Annotated in this window: 15 protein-coding genes; 6 read left to right on the top strand and 9 right to left on the bottom strand. The window is 66.0% G+C overall.

The features are described from left to right. Nucleotides 1-193: 193 nt before the first annotated feature. From F3H10_RS13565 to F3H10_RS16135, 3 genes are all read right to left on the bottom strand, one after another. Nucleotides 194-637, bottom strand: a complete 444-nt coding sequence (locus F3H10_RS13565) for a DUF7346 family protein (protein ID WP_149785291.1) — start codon at nt 635-637, stop codon at nt 194-196. A 26-nt stretch (nt 638-663) separates the two neighbouring features. Beyond that, complete coding sequence (locus F3H10_RS13560) at nt 664-1,212, bottom strand: DUF7322 domain-containing protein (protein WP_149785290.1); 549 nt, start codon at nt 1,210-1,212, stop codon at nt 664-666. A 103-nt stretch (nt 1,213-1,315) separates the two neighbouring features. Beyond that, nucleotides 1,316-1,489 (bottom strand): DUF7331 family protein, encoded by a 174-nt coding sequence (locus F3H10_RS16135; protein ID WP_185955650.1) that lies wholly within the window; start codon nt 1,487-1,489, stop codon nt 1,316-1,318. Nucleotides 1,490-1,657: 168 nt separating this feature from the next. Between F3H10_RS16135 and F3H10_RS13555 the strand changes: the two genes are divergently transcribed. The 4 genes from F3H10_RS13555 to sufD all read left to right on the top strand — a co-directional run bounded on the left by F3H10_RS13555 (nt 1,658) and on the right by sufD (nt 8,187). Further along, a complete protein-coding gene (locus F3H10_RS13555) occupies nt 1,658-4,432 on the top strand; it encodes a DNA-directed DNA polymerase (RefSeq protein ID WP_149785289.1) in 2,775 nt (924 codons plus the stop codon). 123 nt (nt 4,433-4,555) lie between these two features. Continuing rightward, the gene (locus F3H10_RS13550) at nt 4,556-5,473 is read left to right on the top strand and encodes an ABC transporter ATP-binding protein (protein WP_149785288.1); all 918 of its coding nucleotides are present in this window, start codon (nt 4,556-4,558) and stop codon (nt 5,471-5,473) included. Between the two features lie 52 nt (nt 5,474-5,525). Beyond that, nucleotides 5,526-6,953 carry a Fe-S cluster assembly protein SufB gene (sufB, locus tag F3H10_RS13545; RefSeq protein WP_149785287.1) on the top strand — a complete coding sequence of 476 codons (1,428 nt, stop codon included), beginning with the start codon at nt 5,526-5,528 and terminating at the stop codon, nt 6,951-6,953. Between the two features lies 1 nt (nt 6,954). Further along, nucleotides 6,955-8,187 (top strand): Fe-S cluster assembly protein SufD, encoded by a 1,233-nt coding sequence (gene sufD / locus F3H10_RS13540; RefSeq protein WP_149785286.1) that lies wholly within the window; start codon nt 6,955-6,957, stop codon nt 8,185-8,187. A 44-nt stretch (nt 8,188-8,231) separates the two neighbouring features. On the opposite strand, the gene F3H10_RS13535 is transcribed toward sufD, so the two are convergent. Beyond that, complete coding sequence (locus F3H10_RS13535; protein ID WP_149785285.1) at nt 8,232-9,572, bottom strand: aminotransferase family protein; 1,341 nt, start codon at nt 9,570-9,572, stop codon at nt 8,232-8,234. Between the two features lie 150 nt (nt 9,573-9,722). Here F3H10_RS13535 and F3H10_RS13530 point away from each other — a divergent pair, with 150 nt between their 5' ends. Next, nucleotides 9,723-10,208 carry a ferritin-like domain-containing protein gene (locus F3H10_RS13530; protein WP_149785284.1) on the top strand — a complete coding sequence of 162 codons (486 nt, stop codon included), beginning with the start codon at nt 9,723-9,725 and terminating at the stop codon, nt 10,206-10,208. A gap of 82 nt (nt 10,209-10,290) precedes the next feature. Continuing rightward, on the top strand, nt 10,291-10,731 hold the full coding sequence (locus F3H10_RS13525; protein ID WP_066412510.1) for a metal-dependent transcriptional regulator: 441 nt from the start codon (nt 10,291-10,293) through the stop codon (nt 10,729-10,731). Nucleotides 10,732-10,759: 28 nt separating this feature from the next. On the opposite strand, the gene prf1 is transcribed toward F3H10_RS13525, so the two are convergent. From prf1 to F3H10_RS13500, 5 genes are all read right to left on the bottom strand, one after another. Beyond that, nucleotides 10,760-12,010, bottom strand: a complete 1,251-nt coding sequence (prf1, locus tag F3H10_RS13520) for a peptide chain release factor aRF-1 (protein WP_149785283.1) — start codon at nt 12,008-12,010, stop codon at nt 10,760-10,762. Between the two features lie 324 nt (nt 12,011-12,334). Next, nucleotides 12,335-14,116: an arginine--tRNA ligase gene (gene argS / locus F3H10_RS13515; RefSeq protein ID WP_149785282.1), complete on the bottom strand. Its 1,782-nt coding sequence runs from the start codon at nt 14,114-14,116 to the stop codon at nt 12,335-12,337. A 225-nt stretch (nt 14,117-14,341) separates the two neighbouring features. Then, a complete protein-coding gene (locus tag F3H10_RS13510) occupies nt 14,342-15,070 on the bottom strand; it encodes an OapC/ArvC family zinc-ribbon domain-containing protein (protein WP_149785281.1) in 729 nt (242 codons plus the stop codon). Beyond that, nucleotides 15,070-15,477: a DUF2073 domain-containing protein gene (locus F3H10_RS13505; RefSeq protein ID WP_149785280.1), complete on the bottom strand. Its 408-nt coding sequence runs from the start codon at nt 15,475-15,477 to the stop codon at nt 15,070-15,072. The genes F3H10_RS13510 and F3H10_RS13505 overlap by 1 nt, the downstream gene beginning before the upstream one ends. Beyond that, on the bottom strand, nt 15,477-16,118 hold the full coding sequence (locus tag F3H10_RS13500; RefSeq protein ID WP_149785279.1) for an Era-like GTP-binding protein: 642 nt from the start codon (nt 16,116-16,118) through the stop codon (nt 15,477-15,479). Before F3H10_RS13500 ends, F3H10_RS13505 begins: the two co-directional genes overlap by 1 nt. Nucleotides 16,119-16,935: the final 817 nt, after the last annotated feature.

Genomic DNA, 16,935 nt, shown 5'->3' with positions numbered 1-16,935 from the left:
TGGCGCGCGCCCGTGAGCGGCCGCCGGCCGCGAACGGCCCGCGCGAGGGAGGTCGAGGCGGCCCGCCGGCGGCTCCGGCGGGTCGCCGAGGCCGAGGCTGGGGAGGCGTGAGGTGCGGTCGCGGCGCGGTCGCGGCGCGGTCGACAGTCGGGTCGACCCCCTACCACTCGTTCGTGCTCTCCGCGTCCGCGTTCTACTCGTTCGTGCTCTCCGCGTCCCCGCGCAGCAGCCGAACCGCCGTCTCGGCGACCGGCGTCGCCACGTATCCTCGCCGGCCGTCGACGTCGGCCTCCTCGATCAGTTCGGCGACGCGGAACTCCGCGAGCCGACCGTGGAGGTCGGACTCGCACATGTCGTAGACGTCCATGACCTCGCGAACCGACAGCGGCCCGCGGTCGACGAGCTCGACGAGCAGTCCCAGCGTCCCGTCGTCGTGAACCGCCCGGATCGTCCGGCGGACGGGTTCCGGAACCCCCGTCGCGGCGGTCTCGAGCGGTGATTCGCCCTCGACCGCCTCGAGGGTCGCGTTCTCGACGTATCGCTCCTCGCCCGTCTCCGGGTCGCGGACTCGACTCGATTCCCCGGACCGTTTCACGAGGAGGTACCTCTCGCCGTCCGCGTCTCGAACCGTTCGCATGGGTCGGAGAAGGGGGACGAGACGGATTACGGTTCCGGGGACCGGTCCCGGTCGGCCTCGTCCGGATCCGCGTCGGCGTCGAATCCATCGACTTCGTCAGCGATAGCGGCCTCGTCAGCGGCAGCGGCCTCGTCAGCGGCAGCGGCCTCGTCGGCGGTGGCTTCGTCGACCGGATCCGCGGCGGCGTCGGGACTCCCGATCTCCCCGTCGTCGCCGCTCTCGTCGTCTCCGTCCGCGTCACGCGACCGGTCCCATGCCCGGTACGTCTGGTAGGTGCGGATCCCGGCGAGGATCCCCCCGACGATCAGGGCGATCCCGATCCGGCTCCACCCCTCGAAGAACCAGACGAGCGGGCCGAGCGCGACGAGGAGGACCGCGACGTTCGCGTAGATCACGGCGACGACGAACGAACGGAGGGTGTCGCTATCGACGTCGCCGGCGGCCGAGAAGTCGCCGTCGTCGTCGAAGGACTTCACCGAGGGGGCCTTCGGGATGTCGGGCGTCATCTCGCGCTCGGCGTCGGAGCTCTCCCCGAAGGAGACCTCGCCCTCGTCGTCCTCGTCGAAGGGGAACACGTCCGCCGGTAGGGAGCGGCGGGGCAAAGGGGTTGTGTCCGGCGGTCGCTGGGGAAACGGTCGAACGTATTGAAGAACGGTCGGAACGCGTGAAAGAACGCGTTCAGGCCGCGTCGGCGAGTCGAACCGTTCGGCTGGCCTCGACCCACGCGAGCGGGTTCTCCGCCTCGAAGAGCACCACGTTGCCGTCGTCCTCGTACACCTCCACCTCGGCGTCGGCCGCGTCGTGGTCGCCCGAGCGGTGCGTCCCGTCGTCCCGAAGCGGGTTCGAGGGCATGGACCGTGGTAAGTCATTACGTGATATATGCTTTTCCGTGGGTGCGGGTCTCGCCGGACCCCGGACGGCACCGCTCGGGCGTGGCGGACCGGGACGACCGGGGCGGCCCGAGCGACGGCCCCCGGGGACGAACGCCGGTCTTTTAGCCGGGTACGCCGAACGGAGCGTATGACTCAGTCGGGGCTCTCGGACTTCTCGTCGCCCGCCGGATCGGGCGGAGGCGACGACGCCCGCGACGACCTCGCCGCGGAGGAGGCGCGGGTCGTCGCGGGCGGCGGACACGGACGCGTCAGCGACGTCGTCGACGTCGACGAGACGAAGTTCCCGGAATCGACGGGGACCGTCGAGCTGATGATCACCCAGATCGACTACGCGGTCGAGGGGTACGGCAGCGACGAGTACCCCGTCGTCCACGTGTTCGGACGCCGAGCGAACCCCGACGGCGAGGACGTTCCGGAACACCTCCGCGTGCTCGGCGTCGAGCCGTACTTCTACGTCCCCACGGCCGAGCTCGATCGCGACCCCGTCGAGGCGTACGACGTGGTCATCGGTACCCGCGAGGAAGGGCCGGACGGCGAGCCCTACGAGAGCATTCGCGGCGAGCCGCTGACCCGGATCGTCACGCGCACGCCCCGCGACGTGGGAAACATTCGCGACGACTTCGAGACCACCTTCGAGGCGGACATCCTCTTTCCGAACCGCTTTCTGATCGACAACGGGCTCAACGGCGGGCTTCGCGTCGAGGAGCGCCGGCTCGACGACGGCGAGGGAACGATCCAGGTACACGAGGGTCACCTCGAGCCCGCCGACGTCGACGCGGAGATGCGAGTGAACACCTTCGACATCGAGGTCGACGACCGCCGCGGCTTCCCCGAGGACGGCGAGGAGCCGATCATCTGTCTCACGAGCCACGACTCCTACGACGACGAGTACGTCGTCTGGCTGTACGACGCGCCCGAAGCGGAGGTGCCGCCGCCGTCGGAACTCCCCGACTACGAGGGCATCGTCGAGGACGGGGAGCTCGATTTCGAGGTCCGCGTCTTCGACACGGAGGCCGGGATGCTCGACGCGTTCGTGGACTACATCGACGGGACGGACGCGGATCTCATGACCGGGTGGAACTTCGAGGACTTCGACGCCCCCTATCTGCTCGACCGCATGGAGGTACTCGACGAACGGGACGACGTCGAGGTCGGCCTCTCGCCCGACCGGCTCTCGCGCATCGGCGAGGTGTGGCGCTCGGGCTGGGGCGGCCCCGACGTCAAGGGACGGGTCGTCTTCGACCTCCTGTACGCCTACAAGCGCACGATGTTCACGGAGCTGGAGTCGTACCGGCTCGACGCCGTGGGCGAGCGCGAACTCGGCGTCGGCAAGGAGCGGTACGCCGGCGACATCGGCGACCTCTGGGAGCAGGACCCGGAGCGCCTGCTCGAGTACAGCATCCGCGACGTGGAACTGTGCGTCGAGATCGACCGGACGCAGGACGTGATCGCCTTCTGGGACGACGCCCGGAAGATCGTCGGCTGTAAGCTCGAGGACGCGACGACGCCGGGCGACGCGGTCGACATGTACGTGCTCCACATGGCGTACGGCAACTTCGCGCTCCCCTCGAAGGGCCAACAGGAGGCCGAGGAGTTCGAGGGCGGGGCGGTGTTCGACCCCATCTCCGGCGTCCGCGAGATGGTGAGCGTGCTCGACCTGAAGAGCCTCTACCCCATGTCGATGGTGACGATCAACGCGTCGCCGGAGACGAAGGTCGATCCCGAGGCGTACGACGGCGAGACGTATCGGACTCCCACGGGCGTCCACTTCCGGAAGGAACCCGACGGGATCATCCGGGAGATGGTGAACGAACTCCTCGACGAGCGCGAGGAGAAGAAGGCGCTCCGGAACGAGCACGATCCAGGGACCGAGGCGTACGAACAGTACGACCGACAGCAGGGAGCCGTCAAGGTCCTGATGAACAGTCTATACGGCGTTTTCGGGTGGGACCGGTTCCGCCTGTACGACCGAGAGATGAGCGCCGGCGTCACCTCGACCAACCGCGAGGTGATCGACTTCACGGCCGACGTGACCGGCGAACTTGATAGGGAAGTCACATATGGAGACACTGACAGCGTCATGCTGTCGCTCGGCGATCTCTCGAAGGAGAAGGCGATCGAGAGCTCCTTCGAGATAGCGGAACACATCAACGACCGCTACGACGACTTCGCGCGCGAGGAGTTGAACGCCGACGACCACCGCTTCGAGATCGAGTTCGAGAAGCTCTATCGACGGTTCTTCCAGGCGGGCAAGAAGAAGCGCTACGCGGGTCACATCATCTGGAAGGAGGGGAAGGACGTCGACGACATCGACATCACCGGCTTCGAGTACAAGCGCTCGGACATCGCGGGGGTCACGAAGGAGGTCCAACAGCACGTCATCGAGACGATCGTCACCGGCGACGACATCGACGAGGACCTCGAGGCGATCACGACGTACCTCTCTGAGGTCATCGACGACTTCCTCGCGGGCAACGTCGACGTCGAGGAGGTCGGGATCCCCGGCGGGATCGGCAAGCGGCTCGACGCCTACGAGACGCCGACCGCGCAGGTCAGGGGCGCGCAGTACGCCAACGAGCTGCTCGGGACGAACTTCGCGAGGGGCTCGAAACCCAAGCGGCTCTACGTGAAGAAGGTCCACCCCGACTTCTGGGAGCGGATGGAGTCCGAGAAGGGACTCGATCCCCAGCGGAACGGGCTCTACGGCGAGTTCAAACGCGACCCGGACGTGATCTGTTTCGAGTACGCCGACCAGATCCCCGAGGAGTTCGAGGTCGACTGGGAGAAAATGCTCGAGAAGACGCTGAAGGGCCCGATCGAGCGGGTCATCGAGGCGCTCGGCACCTCCTGGGAGGAGGTCAAGACCGGCCAGGAGCAGACCGGCCTCGGCTCGTTCATGTGATCTCTGGAAACTACGTTTTCGTTCCTGAAAGAATTATTCTCTAATTCGTGATTTTCGGCTGGATATCCGTAACTATTAACCTCCGGAACCCCCACGTTACACCTACGAGGCAGAACCCTACACATGGCAACTCTCGAGATCAGCGACCTACGCGTGCGGGTGGCCGAAGAGGGCGGAGAACGGATCCTTCGAGGCGTCGACCTCGAGGTCAAGTCCGGCGAGATCCACGCGTTGATGGGTCCGAACGGATCGGGGAAGTCGACGCTGGCGAAGGTCATCGCCGGTCACCCCGCCTACGAGGTCACCGACGGGAGCGTCGCGCTCCACCTCGATGACGCCGACGTCGAGGACGTCGACGCCGACCTCGACGACGAGGACTACCACTGGGAACTGCTCGAGATGGAGCCCAACGAGCGCGCCGCGCTCGGGATCTTCCTCGGGTTCCAGTACCCGGCGGAGATCGAGGGCGTCACGATGACGAACTTCCTCCGACAGGCGCTCAACGCGAAGGCGGACGAGCGCGAGGAGCTGTTCGAGGAGGAAGACGAGGAGGAGACCGACGCCGACGACGACGCGGGCTACGACACCTCCCCGATGGAGGGCCCCGCGGACGACGGCGAGATCGGCGTCGCCGAGTTCCAGGAGATCCTCTCGGAGAAGATGGAGCTTCTCGACATGGACGAGAAGTTCATGCAGCGGTACCTCAACGCCGGCTTCTCCGGCGGCGAGAAGAAACAGAACGAGGTCCTTCAGGCCGCGATGCTCGAACCCGCGATCGCCGTGCTCGACGAGATCGACTCCGGGCTCGACATCGACCGCCTTCAGGACGTCTCGAAGGGGATCAACGCGCTCCGCGACGAGCAGGGCACCGGCATCCTCCAGATCACCCACTACCAGCGCATCCTGGACTACGTCGAGCCCGATCACGTCCACGTGATGATCGACGGCGAGGTCGCGAAAAGCGGCGGACCGGAGCTCGCGGAGAAGCTCGAGGACGAGGGATACGACTGGGTCCGCGAGGACGTCTACGGAGCGGCGTAACCATTCGTGGTTATACACCAACGATATACAACCAGAGGCGTAACCAACTGATATGAGTTCACAAGACCACCTGAAAGAGACCGACACCGAGGCGCGCTTCGAGTTCAAAAAGGAGGAGAACTCGGCGTTCAAAAGCGAGAAGGGCCTCACCGAGGAGACGGTCCGCGTCATCTCGGAGGACAAAGACGAGCCGGAGTGGATGCTGGAGCGCCGCCTGCGCGCGCTCAAGCAGTTCCAGGCGATGCCGATGCCGACCGACTGGCCGGAAGCGCCGGACCTCTCGGAGATCGACATCGACGAGATCGTCCCGTACATCCGCCCCGACATCGACGTCCGTGGCGGCGTCGACGACTGGACGGACCTCCCCGAGGACATCAAGGACACCTTCGACAAGCTGGGCATCCCGGAAGCCGAGAAGAACGCACTCTCCGGGGTCGGCGCGCAGTACGAGTCGGAGATCGTCTACCAGAACATGCAGGAGCGCTGGGAGGAGAAGGGCGTCGTCTTCTGTGACATGGACAAGGCGGTCCAGGAGCACGAGGAGCTCGTCAAGGAGTACTTCATGACGAAGGCCGTCCCGCCGAGCGACAACAAGTTCGCGGCGCTTCACGGCGCGATCTGGTCGGGCGGCTCGTTCGTGTACGTCCCCGAGGACACCACGGTCGAGATGCCGATCCAGGCGTACTTCCGGATGAACTCCGAGGGGATGGGCCAGTTCGAGCACACGCTCATCATCGCCGAGGAGGGCTCGGAGGTCCACTACATCGAGGGCTGTTCGGCCCCGAAGTACTCCGCGTTCAACCTCCACTCCGGCGGCGTTGAGGTGTTCGTCGGCGAGGACGCACACGTCCAGTACTCGACCGTCCAGAACTGGTCGAAGAACACGTACAACCTGAACACCAAGCGCGCGATCGCCGAGAAGGGCGGTCGCATGGAGTGGATATCGGGTTCGATGGGGTCGAAGGCGACGATGCTGTACCCCTCGACGATCCTGAAGGGCCGCGGCGCGTCGGACAACCACATCACCATCGCCTTCGCGGGCGAGGGCCAGGACATCGACACCGGCGCGAAGGTGTACCACAACGCGCCGAACACCAAATCCACGATCGAGTCGAAGTCGATCTCGAAGGACGGCGGCCGCACCAACTACCGCGGGCTCGTCCACATCGCCGACGGCGCCGAGAACTCCTCGACGGCCGTCGAGTGCGACGCGCTGATGTTCGACAACGAGTCGACCTCGGACACGATGCCGTACATGGAGATCAACGAGTCGAAGGTCGACGTCGCCCACGAGGCGACCGTCGGGAAGATCGGCGACGAGGACATCTTCTACCTCCAGTCGCGCGGTCTCGACGACGACGACGCCAAACAGATGATCGTCTCGGGGTTCATCGAGCCGATCACGGAGGAGCTGCCGATCGAGTACGCCGTCGAGCTGAACCGGCTCGTCGAGCTTGAGATGGAGGGTTCGCTCGGATAACATGAGCACGAAAGCAATCGAGAGCCTCTCGGAGGACACGGTACGACACATTGCGGAGGAACGCGACGAGCCCGAGTGGCTCTTAGAGACACGGCTGAACGCGCTGGAGGCATTGGAGACCGCGGAGCTGCCCGACGTCATCCAGACGCCCGGCCGACGCTGGACGGATCTGGAGGCGCTGGACTTCGAGGCGCTCGTCGACCCGCTGAACCAGTCGGACGCGACGGAGCGGACCGCCGGCGACGACGAGGTCGTCGTCGCCCCGTTCACCGAGGCGTTCGCAGAGTACGGCGACGTCCTCGAGGAGCACTTCGGGACCGTGCTCGACCCCGAGCACAACTACCTCACGGCGCTGTCGGTGGCGCTCTTTACGACGGGCACGTTCGTCTACGTCCCCGAGGGCGTCGACGTCGAGGACGTGACCGTCCGCGCGGAGATGAACTCCCGGTCGCTGTTCAGCCAGACGCTCGTCGTCGCCGAGGAGTCGTCGTCGGTGACGATCCTCGAGTCGATCGAGTCCGGCGACGGGAGCGAGGGCGGCGCCCCGGCGATCGACGGCGACCGCTACTTCTCGAACCTCGTCGAGGTCGTCGGCGGCGAGAACGCCGACGTCCAGTTCGGGTCGCTCCAGAACCTCGACGACGACACCTACACCTACTCGCTGAAACGCGGGATCACGGACACGTACGCCACGATCGACTGGATCGAGAGCAACTTCGGCTCGAAGCTCACCCGCTCCGACGTCGAGACCGAACTGAACGGCGACGGCTCCGAGAGCCAGATCGTCGGGACGTTCTTCGGCAGCGAGGACCAGCACTTCGACGTCAACGCCCGCGTCTGGCACCAGGCCGAACACACGACGGCCGACCTCGTCACTCGGGGCGTGCTCGACGACGTGGCGCGCTCGGTCTACGAGGGCGTCCAGGACGTCGGCCGTGACGCGTGGAACACCTCCAGTTACCAGCGTGAGAACACCCTGATGCTGTCGGACGACGCCGAGGCCGACGCGTCGCCGAAGCTGATCATCCACAACCACGACACGGAGGCGTCACACTCCGCGACCGTGGGCCAGGTCGACGCGGAGGACCTCTTCTACCTGGAGAGCCGCTCCATCGACTCGCGCACGGCGCGGAACATGCTCGTCGAGGGCTTCTTCGTGCCCGTCTTAGAGGAGATCGCGGTCGACGAGTTCCGCGAGGACGTCGAGGAGCTCGTCATCGAGCGGCTCCAGTAGCGCGGTCGATCGCGGCGGTCCGGTCCGTTTTTTCCGCCAGGTGATCACGCCGTTTCGTACCCCTCCTCGTCGGCGACGCGGTTCACGGACGAGACGACGGCCTCGCCGATCGTCTCGATCGCGTCGTCGCCGACCGTGAGCGGCGGCGCGAGCATGAGGTGATCGCCGGCCTGCCCGTCGACGCTCCCGCCGCCGGGATACGTGTACACGCCGTTCTCGAGGGCGTCCTCGTAGATCCGGTCGGCGACCGCCGCGCCGGGATCGAACGGTGCCTTCGTCTCCCGGTCGGCGACGAACTCGACGCCGACCTGGAGGCCCACCCGTCGGACCTCGCCGACGATCGGGCTCTCGGCGAGCGGTTCCAGGGTCGACTCGAGCCGCCCCCCGCGCCGGCGAACCGCCGCGAACAGGTCCTCGGTGTAGCGGTCGAGGACGCGGTCGGCCACCGCCGTGGATATCGGATTCCCGCCGTAGGTGTGGCCGTGCTGGAAGGAGTGGTCGTGTTCCTCGAGCGTCTCGACGACTCGGTCGGCGACCATCGTCGCGCTTATCGGGGCGTAGCCGGCGGAGAGTCCCTTCCCGAGCGCCATGAGGTCCGGGGTGACTCCGAGCCCCTCACAGGCGAACGGCTCCCCGGTTCGACCGAACCCGACCATCACCTCGTCGGCGATGAAGAGGAGACCGTACTCCGAACAGATCCGCCGTATCTCGCGGTAGTAGGCGGGGTGTGGACGCGTCGCGGGGATGCTCGACCCGCCGACGGGCTCGGCGATGAACGCCGCGACCGTCTCGGGGCCGCGCCGTCGGACGAGCCGTTCGAGCTCTCGAGCGGCCGCGATCGCCTGCTCCTCGGGGGACCCCTCGTGGTCCCAGCGGTACGGGTAGGCGGGGCCGATCTTCGGCCAGTCACGAAGCGAGGGGACGTACGTCGTTCGGCGACCGGTGTTGCCCGAGGCGGCGAGCGCGCCGAGCGTCGAGCCGTGGTACGACGCCCACCGACCGATCACCGCCTCCCGGGTCGGCTCGCCGCGGGCGACGTGGTAGTCGCGGGCGAGCTTGATCGCCGACTCGACCGCCTCGCTGCCGGAATCGACGAAGAAGGCGGCGTTCAGCGAGCCCGGCGTCATCGACGCGAGCTTTTCACCCACCGACTCGACCGACGGGGTCGTGAAGTGCGACGTGGAGACGTAGCCGACCCGCTCGGCCTGTTCGGCCATGGCGTCGGCGACGCCCGGCGGCGAGTGACCGAGGTTGACCACCGCCGCGCCCGCGGCCGCGTCGAGTATCTCCTCGCCCTCGGCGGTCACGAGCGTCGAGTCGTACGCGTCGACGATCTCGGGATGGCCCGGATCCCGGCCCGCGCCCCACTTGTAGAACACGCCCATGGGAAGCCCCCTCGCGGGTCGGCGTGATAAATCGATCCCCGGAGAACCCGATCCCCGAGGGAACCGCTTAAGTCGGGCAGGCCCCGACGTGACACGTATGCGAACGGGCGTATCGAACGGCGACGGGTCGAGCGGTCACGGGTGGTCGAGGTGAGCGTCAGCCAGCGGATCACCTCCGACGACCAGCTCGCCAGGCTGTTACAGATCGGGATCGTGTTGGAGGAGGTCGTCGAGGCGCGCGCTCACCACCACTACGAGAGCCTCGACGCGGAGCTCGACGAGGAGGTCGAGACGCTGCTCTCGGACGCCGCCGAGGAGTCCGCCGAACACCGCTCGCGGCTGGAGGGGCTCATCGAGGGGCTCGGCGTCGACAGCGTCCCGTTCGACGAGATCGAGTCGCTCGTCGACGCGCGGTACGGGCGGACGCAGCCGAACGACTTCGACGGCGTGTTGTACGACCAGCTGTGTAACGAGGAGACCGCCTACAAGTTCTACGACGACCTCATCGAGGCGATAGAGGGGTCGGACGCCGAGTTCTCGCTGGACCGCGCCGAACTGCTCGACACCCTGGAGTCGATCCGCGAGGAGGAAGCCGAGGGGGTAAGCGAGGTCACGGAGGTCATGGAACGACGATGAGCCGGCGGACCGAACCGACAAGCGAGAGGGCCGAACCGACGGGCCGACCGATGGGGACGACGACCACCGACGGAGGCGAACCGTGAACACCGCAGACCAGTACCTCAAGACGATCTACGTCGTACAGAAACAGGAGGACGGCCCCGCCTCGACGGGGTCGATCGCCGACGCGCTCGGCGTCAGCCCGGCGAGCGCCAACGAGATGATCGGCAAGCTCGAGGAGCGCGGGCTCGCCGAACACGAGAAGTACAAGGGGGTTCGACTCACCGACGACGGGATCGTGAAGGCGCGGGACGCCCTCCAGACCTACTGTATCATCGAACGCTTCCTCGCGAACGTGCTCGCCGTCGAGGAGTTCCGCGAGGAGGCCCACGAGCTGGAGGCGGTGATCGACGACACCGTCGCCGACCGGCTGGACACGATCATCGACCGGCAGCCCGAGTGTCCGGACTGTTTCGACCCCGAGACGGACGCCTGCGCGTGTCTGGAGGTCGCGGCGGTGCCGGCGGAGCCGGAGCAGTAGGACGGCGAGAAGGGGAGGCGTTTCGGTTTTATACGCCCGTCGAGTACCGGAGAATGCCCGCGATGCCGCCGAAGGCGTCGAGCAGCTGTTCGCCCTTCTCGAAGTCGGTGGAGATGAACTTGGTGTCCGTGCCGCGCTGTTCGGCGATCGCCATCAGGTGTTCGATGGCGTCCTCGCGCTCCTCGACCGCGGCGTCCTCGCCGCACTCGGAACACTCGTGATCGGGGGTGGAGTGTCGCGAATCGACCACCTCGAACTCCTCGTGGCCGTTCGGACACTCGTAGACGATCACGTCCGACCGGAGGTCCTCGGAGATGAGCAGCCGGTCGACGGAACCCATGATCAGGTTGCGTCGGGTCTGCTCGAAGCCGTAGGTCGCCTCCTCGCCGGTGTGGAGGTTCTCGAAGAACTCCTCCATGTGGCGTTTGTCCTCGACGATCTCTTGATCGGAGAGCGCCTCGCTGGCGGCGTCGACGAGGTCCTTCAGCCCGGACTCGTCGGTGTAGGCCACGTCGAACTTGCCGAGCACCTTGTCCTGTAGCTCGTGGTGGAGGTAGTCGCCGTCGAGGAACTCGTCCTTCGTCGGCGAGGGGCCGCCGACGAGGATGCCGTCGAGCTCGTGGCGCTCCTCGACGAACAGGTCGTTGGCCATCCCCGCGACCTCCTGATAGAAGTTGTCGATGGCCTCGAGCCGGAGGCGGGCGAACCGCTGGGCGGACTGGCCCCCTTTGCGCTGTTTGCCGGGAACGAGCGAGGAGGCGGACTTGACGGGCTCGACGCGTTTCCCCTTCAGCCAGCCGACGTTGGCCTCGCGGCGGTCGAGGACGATGAGTCCGAAGAGCCCGGAGTCCGCGAGCATGTGCTCGAGCGGCTCCGTGAGAAACGCGGAGTCACAGTGGTAGCGGAACGACTGGACGGGGTTCGGCGGCGACTCGAGCGTCCGGGTGACCATCTCGGTCCGGCCCCCGCCGGAGTCGACCGCGCCCGAGAAGATCACCATGCCCTTTTCGGGCGGGAAGGTGTCGTAGTAGCGGAGGCGGTCCTTGATGCTGGTCAGCGCGTCCTGTACGTTCGTCCGGGTCTGTTTGGACTTGATGTTGGACGCCTCGCTGTGTTCCTGGGTGACGTGGGCGACCACGTCGGATATCTGCTTGTCCTCGGGGATGTAGATGGTGACGAGCTGCGTGCCGGAGCCCTCGAAGTCCTTGAGCTCCTCGATGACCCTGCGGAACTCGTACTTCCGCCGGTCCTCGCTCGCCTGCTGGGCGTCGCTACTCATTGTCTATAATACGGCTTGGCGTGTGTAAGTAAGCTTTGACCTGACCGGCGGCACGACCTGGAGGGCGTTTCACGGACCGCTGTGGACGATATCGCGTCGTGATCGGGGTCGGCGCGCCCGGAAGCGCCCGAACGGGCGCTTCCGGACCGCGAGGGAGGCGGCGGACCGGAGCGGCTCGCCCGCGACGGTCCGTCCGCCGAGGCTGGGGAGGCGTGAGGTGCGGTGCCGGGCGGGGCTTCGGAGGCGTTCTCCACGCGAACGGCGAGATTCCGCACGAACGATGAGATTCCGCACGAACGACGAGGTACGTCGGATCCTCGGATCCTACATCGACTCGGGCGCGTCCACGCCGAGCGCGTCGAGCGCGTTCGCCATCGTGTAGCGCGCGGCCGCGACCACCGCGAGCCGGGCGTCCCGAAGCTCGTCGGTCTCCGCGGTCAACACGGGGCACTCGCGGTAGAAGGCGTTGTACGCGTCGGCGAACTCGCGGGTGAACGTCGCGATCGTGTGCGGCTCCAGGTCGTCCGCGGCCGACTCGATGACGGCCGGGAACCGCGCGACCTCTCGCAGGAGAGCCTCGGCCTCGTCGGTCTCGAGGACGCCGACGTCGACGTCGATCGGTTCGCCCGATTCCGGGACGGGAACGCCCTCGGCGGCGGCCTCGTCGAGGATCCCGCAACACCGCGCGTGGACGTACTGGACGAACGGGGCCGACTGCGCCTCGAAGTCGAGCGCCTCCTCCCACTCGAAGGTGATCGCCTTCGCCGGCTGTTTCGAGACGATGTCGTACCGCACCGCGCCGATCCCGACCTGGTGGGCGATCCGCTCGACGTCCGCCTCGGTCAGGTCGTCGTCACGGATCCGGTCGTCCATCCGGCTCTCGACGGCCTCGCGGGCGCGGTCGATCGCCTCGTCGAGCAGGTCGTCGAGCATGACGCCGGTCCCCTCGCGGGTGGACATCTTTCCGTCCGGGAGGTTGACGTACGAGTAGATGACGTGGCCGAGCACGTCGGTGTCGTTGCCGAGCAGTTCGAGGGCCGCGCCGAGCTGGTCGGCCTGCAGCTTGTGGTCCTCGCCGAGCACCGTCACCGCGCGGTCGTAGTTCGCGAACTTCCACTCGTGGTGGGCCAGATCGCGGGTGGTGTAGAGGCTCGTGCCGTCCGACCGGAGGAAGACGAGGTTCTTGTCGATCCCCCACTCGTCGAGCTCGAGCTGCCAGGCGTCCTCGTCGTAGACCGCGTGTTCGCTCTCCTTGAGCCGCGCCGCGAGGTCGTCCGTCGAGCCGTCGCGCATGAACCGCGTCTCCTTGACGAACTCGTCGAACTCCGCGGGCAGCCGGGCGAGACACGCCTTCATCCCGCCGAGGACGGCATCCACGACCTCGCCGACCCGCTCGTAGGTCTCCTCGTCGCCCTCCTCCAACCCCTGGAGGATGCCCGATATCTCCGCTTCCGCGGCCTCGACCTCGTCGGGATCGGCCTCCTCGAGGTAGGCGTTCCCCCGGCGGTAGTAGCGCACGAGGTCGTACTCGATCCGGTCGCGTGCGGGCTCACCCTCGAGGTCCGACTCGTCGAACGTCTCGTATGCCCACGTGAACACCGCCATCTGGCGGCCCGCGTCGTTCACGTAGTAGTGGCGGTCCACGTCGTAGCCGGCGTACTCGAGGACGTTCGCGACCGCGTCGCCGACGATGGGGTTCCGGGCGCGCCCGACGTGGACCGGGCCGGTCGGGTTCGCGCTCGTGTGCTCGACGACGACCGTCGCGTCGCGGTCCGGGAGGGTCCCGTACGTCTCGTTTCCGGCCGCGGCCGCGAGGGTATCGGCGAGGTAACGCTCGCCGGCGTGGAAGTTGACGTACGGGCCGGCGGTATCGACGGAGACGAGGTACTCGTGGGGCTCGACGTCGACCGCCTCGGCCACGTCGCTCGCGACGTTCGGCGGCGCGTCGCCGACCTCGCCCGCGAGCCGGAAGGCGACGCTGGAGGCGAGCGTTGCGTCCATCTCGTCGGGCGGGCGTTCGATGCCGAGGTCGTCGGTCGGGAGATCGAGGGACTCGAGCGCGTCGAAAAGCGCGGTCTCGACTTCCGACCGGAGCTGCCTGAACATACTCGGCGTTCGGCGGGCGGGCTAAAAGGCCCTTCCGAAGCCGCTTCAGGACGACTATCCCTTCGAAGCCGGTCCGGAAGGACCACGATCCACGACGGGCTCGCTCGGTATCGACCTCGAGGAATTCGACGGATTTCGACTGCTAGCCGAACTGGGATGGGGTAGTTTACCGACCACTCGTTCCATGAATCGGATCCTCACGGCCGGTGATCCGATCGCCTCCGGCTACTCGTCCGTGACTCCCCAGGCGTCGGGCATTTCGATGACGTATCGGCCGTCCTCCTGTAGCGAGATGATGTACTCCTGGCGGTCGTACAGCTCCATGAGGTTGAGCTCGTACTGTCCGGGACTGACGATCCGAATGCTCTCGAACTGCTCGTTGAGCTCGTCGCGGAGTTCGTCGACGCCCGGCTGTGAGGCCGGCGGTTCGACCGATTCGGAGTCCACTCCCGTCGATCCGGTCTCCCGAGCCGCACGGTCGAGCTCGTCCGGCGTGACGACGTCGGATCGGGCGCTCGCCTGTGCGGTGTCCTCGGCACCCTCGTCGTCGATCCGCTCGGCGTCTCCCTCGACCGGGTCCGTCGTATCCGACTCCATCGTATCCGATGAGACCGTCCGTTCGGAGGGTCGATCGGCGGGATCGGGATCCGACTGGTCGGCCGGGTCAGTCGAACCGGCTGGGTCAGTCGAACCGGCTGGGTCAGTCGAATCGGTTGGACCAGCCGAGCCCGCCGGAGCGGTTTCGGAGCGGGCTTCCGAGCTCGAGTCGAAATCGGGGGCTGGTTCGGAACCCGCGGTCGGCTCGGGGTCGGCCGACGAAGCGGAGTTCGAGGGGTCCGACGCACCGCTGGGTTTGAACTGGAACTTGTTGCCTCCACAGTCGGGGCAGCCGGAGAGCATCTCCTTCGAGCCGTCGGGGAACGTCCGACCACACTCGATACACTGGTGGGGCATTATTTCCTGGAGACGAGGGTGCTAATGAGGTTCTCGTCCTTGTGGAGGGTCTCGATCCGGTTGGCCGGGCCGATGACGGTGAGTTTCTGTGTGGACTCGCGTCCCATCAGCTTATCGAGGAAGCTCTGGTTTCCCGACTCCGGTTTCGGGTACGTTTCGATCTCGATCCCGGTGAAGTCGTCCGGGCTGATCTCCGTCATCGTCACCTCGATGAGTTTGGATTCCTCGTCGGGCGAGAGCCCCTCCTCCAAGATGACGATGTTGCCGTCGCGGACTCCATCGAGGATGAGTCGGATCTTCTCCATGCTCGTGAGCCCCTCCATCCGAGCTCCGCTTATCATGTCGATGCGGACGCCGTCGTCGACCGGGTCGTCGTTCCCGTCGACGTCTGGGGTAGCACCCGGCATTATCCGAAGTACTCCGCGATCTTCGTGTACACTTCGTCCATGTTCTCACCTTCCAAAGCCGAGAGGGGTATCGTCTCGTGTTGGGGGAACGCGTTGGCGATCTGTTGGACGTCCGACTCGGGGAGGTCCGTCTTGTTCGCGAGGATGAGCGCCGGGAGGTCCTGCGACTCGATGATCCCGATGAGCATCGTGTTCACCTGCGTGAACGGGTCCGTCGTGGAATCGAGCACGTAGATGACGCCGTCGACGTCCTCACGGAGCCAGTGCATGGCTTCCGCGACGCCCTCGGTCGCCTCCCGAGACCGGCGAACCGCGTCCTCCTTGTCCATGTCGTGATCGAGGAACTCCTTGTAGTCGACCTTCGTCGTCACCCCCGGCGTGTCGACGATGTCGATGGTGACCTTCCGGCCGTTCCGTTCGATCTCGACGTTCTCCTTCCGGCGAGCCCGCCTCGTTTCGTGTGGAATGTGGCTCTCGGGCCCGACGGCGTCGCCGGTCCAGTCACGTGCGATACGGTTCGCGAGGGTCGTTTTCCCGGCGTTCGGCGGTCCGTAGATCCCGATCCGCTTGGGCTCGTCGGCCGCGAACAGCCCGTCCGTGACCCGCGATATGCTGTCTCTGAGATTCGTTAACAGTCCCATCCTGACCTCCACTTAGTGTGGTGCTTTCCCAGACGGCCCGTGCGTCGCATCGTGTGTTTCCAGGCGCGTGCGGGTATGACGTGGAATCCACGCCCCTTTCACTTAACAACTGCGTCAGACGGGTCAACTCGACTAAAGAAGACGATCAGGAGGGAAGAACACTGACGAGATGAACGGGACTTATCACGGTTCGAGTTACCATGATGACGTTCCTCATGGAGGATGTCATCGAGGTGGACATCAACACGGTTCGTCCCGAGACGGTTGGCCCCCCACCCCTTCGTTTCGAGTGGAGACGGGGAGACTCGGGATGGGTTGTGTGGGAATCAGTGGTCGGTCGGCATCTACTCGGGTAGAACACACTTAATCAAACAACCTATATTCTGAAAATAGGAATGGAGGATTGTCGAGGGTCCTGTTGTACGTTATATGTGATAAAACCACCCATCATAAATGCCACCTCTCACCACCCCCACTCCGATTCCCGGTTCCACCCGAAACAAAGGGGTGGGGGGGTGTGAGTAAGGGTCTACAGCCACCACCGTCTTACGGTCGACCCCGTCCCGTTCCACTCGAAGTCATCCGATTCCCGTTCGAACCTTCTCATCGACCGACTGCCGACCGAGCCATCGATCGAACACCGACTGAATACCGATCGTTCAGCAACTGAACGCCGACGGGAACGTCAATGATCGAGAAAAACGAACGCTACCGAGACAGGAGCGATCCGGGATCCTTTCCGCACGAACATCGAACAGTTCCCGTCGAGGTCTAGTTCGGAGAGGAACACTTTTGTAGCACGTCTTCATCTGGTTCG

It is taken from the genome of Halorubrum aquaticum, from assembly GCF_900113615.1.
Classification (GTDB): domain Archaea; phylum Halobacteriota; class Halobacteria; order Halobacteriales; family Haloferacaceae; genus Halorubrum; species Halorubrum aquaticum.
This window is presented reverse-complemented; position numbering and strand designations above follow the sequence as displayed.

Coding starts and splice junctions, on each gene's coding strand:
- prf1 (WP_149785283.1), bottom strand. CDS start 12,010: ATGAGTAGCGACGCCCAGCAGGCGAGCGAGGACCGGCGGAAGTACGAG.
- F3H10_RS13565 (WP_149785291.1), bottom strand. CDS start 637: ATGCGAACGGTTCGAGACGCGGACGGCGAGAGGTACCTCCTCGTGAAA.
- F3H10_RS13550 (WP_149785288.1), top strand. CDS start 4,556: ATGGCAACTCTCGAGATCAGCGACCTACGCGTGCGGGTGGCCGAAGAG.
- F3H10_RS13500 (WP_149785279.1), bottom strand. CDS start 16,118: ATGGGACTGTTAACGAATCTCAGAGACAGCATATCGCGGGTCACGGAC.
- argS (WP_149785282.1), bottom strand. CDS start 14,116: ATGTTCAGGCAGCTCCGGTCGGAAGTCGAGACCGCGCTTTTCGACGCG.
- F3H10_RS13505 (WP_149785280.1), bottom strand. CDS start 15,477: ATGCCGGGTGCTACCCCAGACGTCGACGGGAACGACGACCCGGTCGAC.
- F3H10_RS13510 (WP_149785281.1), bottom strand. CDS start 15,070: ATGCCCCACCAGTGTATCGAGTGTGGTCGGACGTTCCCCGACGGCTCG.
- F3H10_RS16135 (WP_185955650.1), bottom strand. CDS start 1,489: ATGCCCTCGAACCCGCTTCGGGACGACGGGACGCACCGCTCGGGCGAC.
- sufB (WP_149785287.1), top strand. CDS start 5,526: ATGAGTTCACAAGACCACCTGAAAGAGACCGACACCGAGGCGCGCTTC.
- F3H10_RS13535 (WP_149785285.1), bottom strand. CDS start 9,572: ATGGGCGTGTTCTACAAGTGGGGCGCGGGCCGGGATCCGGGCCATCCC.
- sufD (WP_149785286.1), top strand. CDS start 6,955: ATGAGCACGAAAGCAATCGAGAGCCTCTCGGAGGACACGGTACGACAC.
- F3H10_RS13555 (WP_149785289.1), top strand. CDS start 1,658: ATGACTCAGTCGGGGCTCTCGGACTTCTCGTCGCCCGCCGGATCGGGC.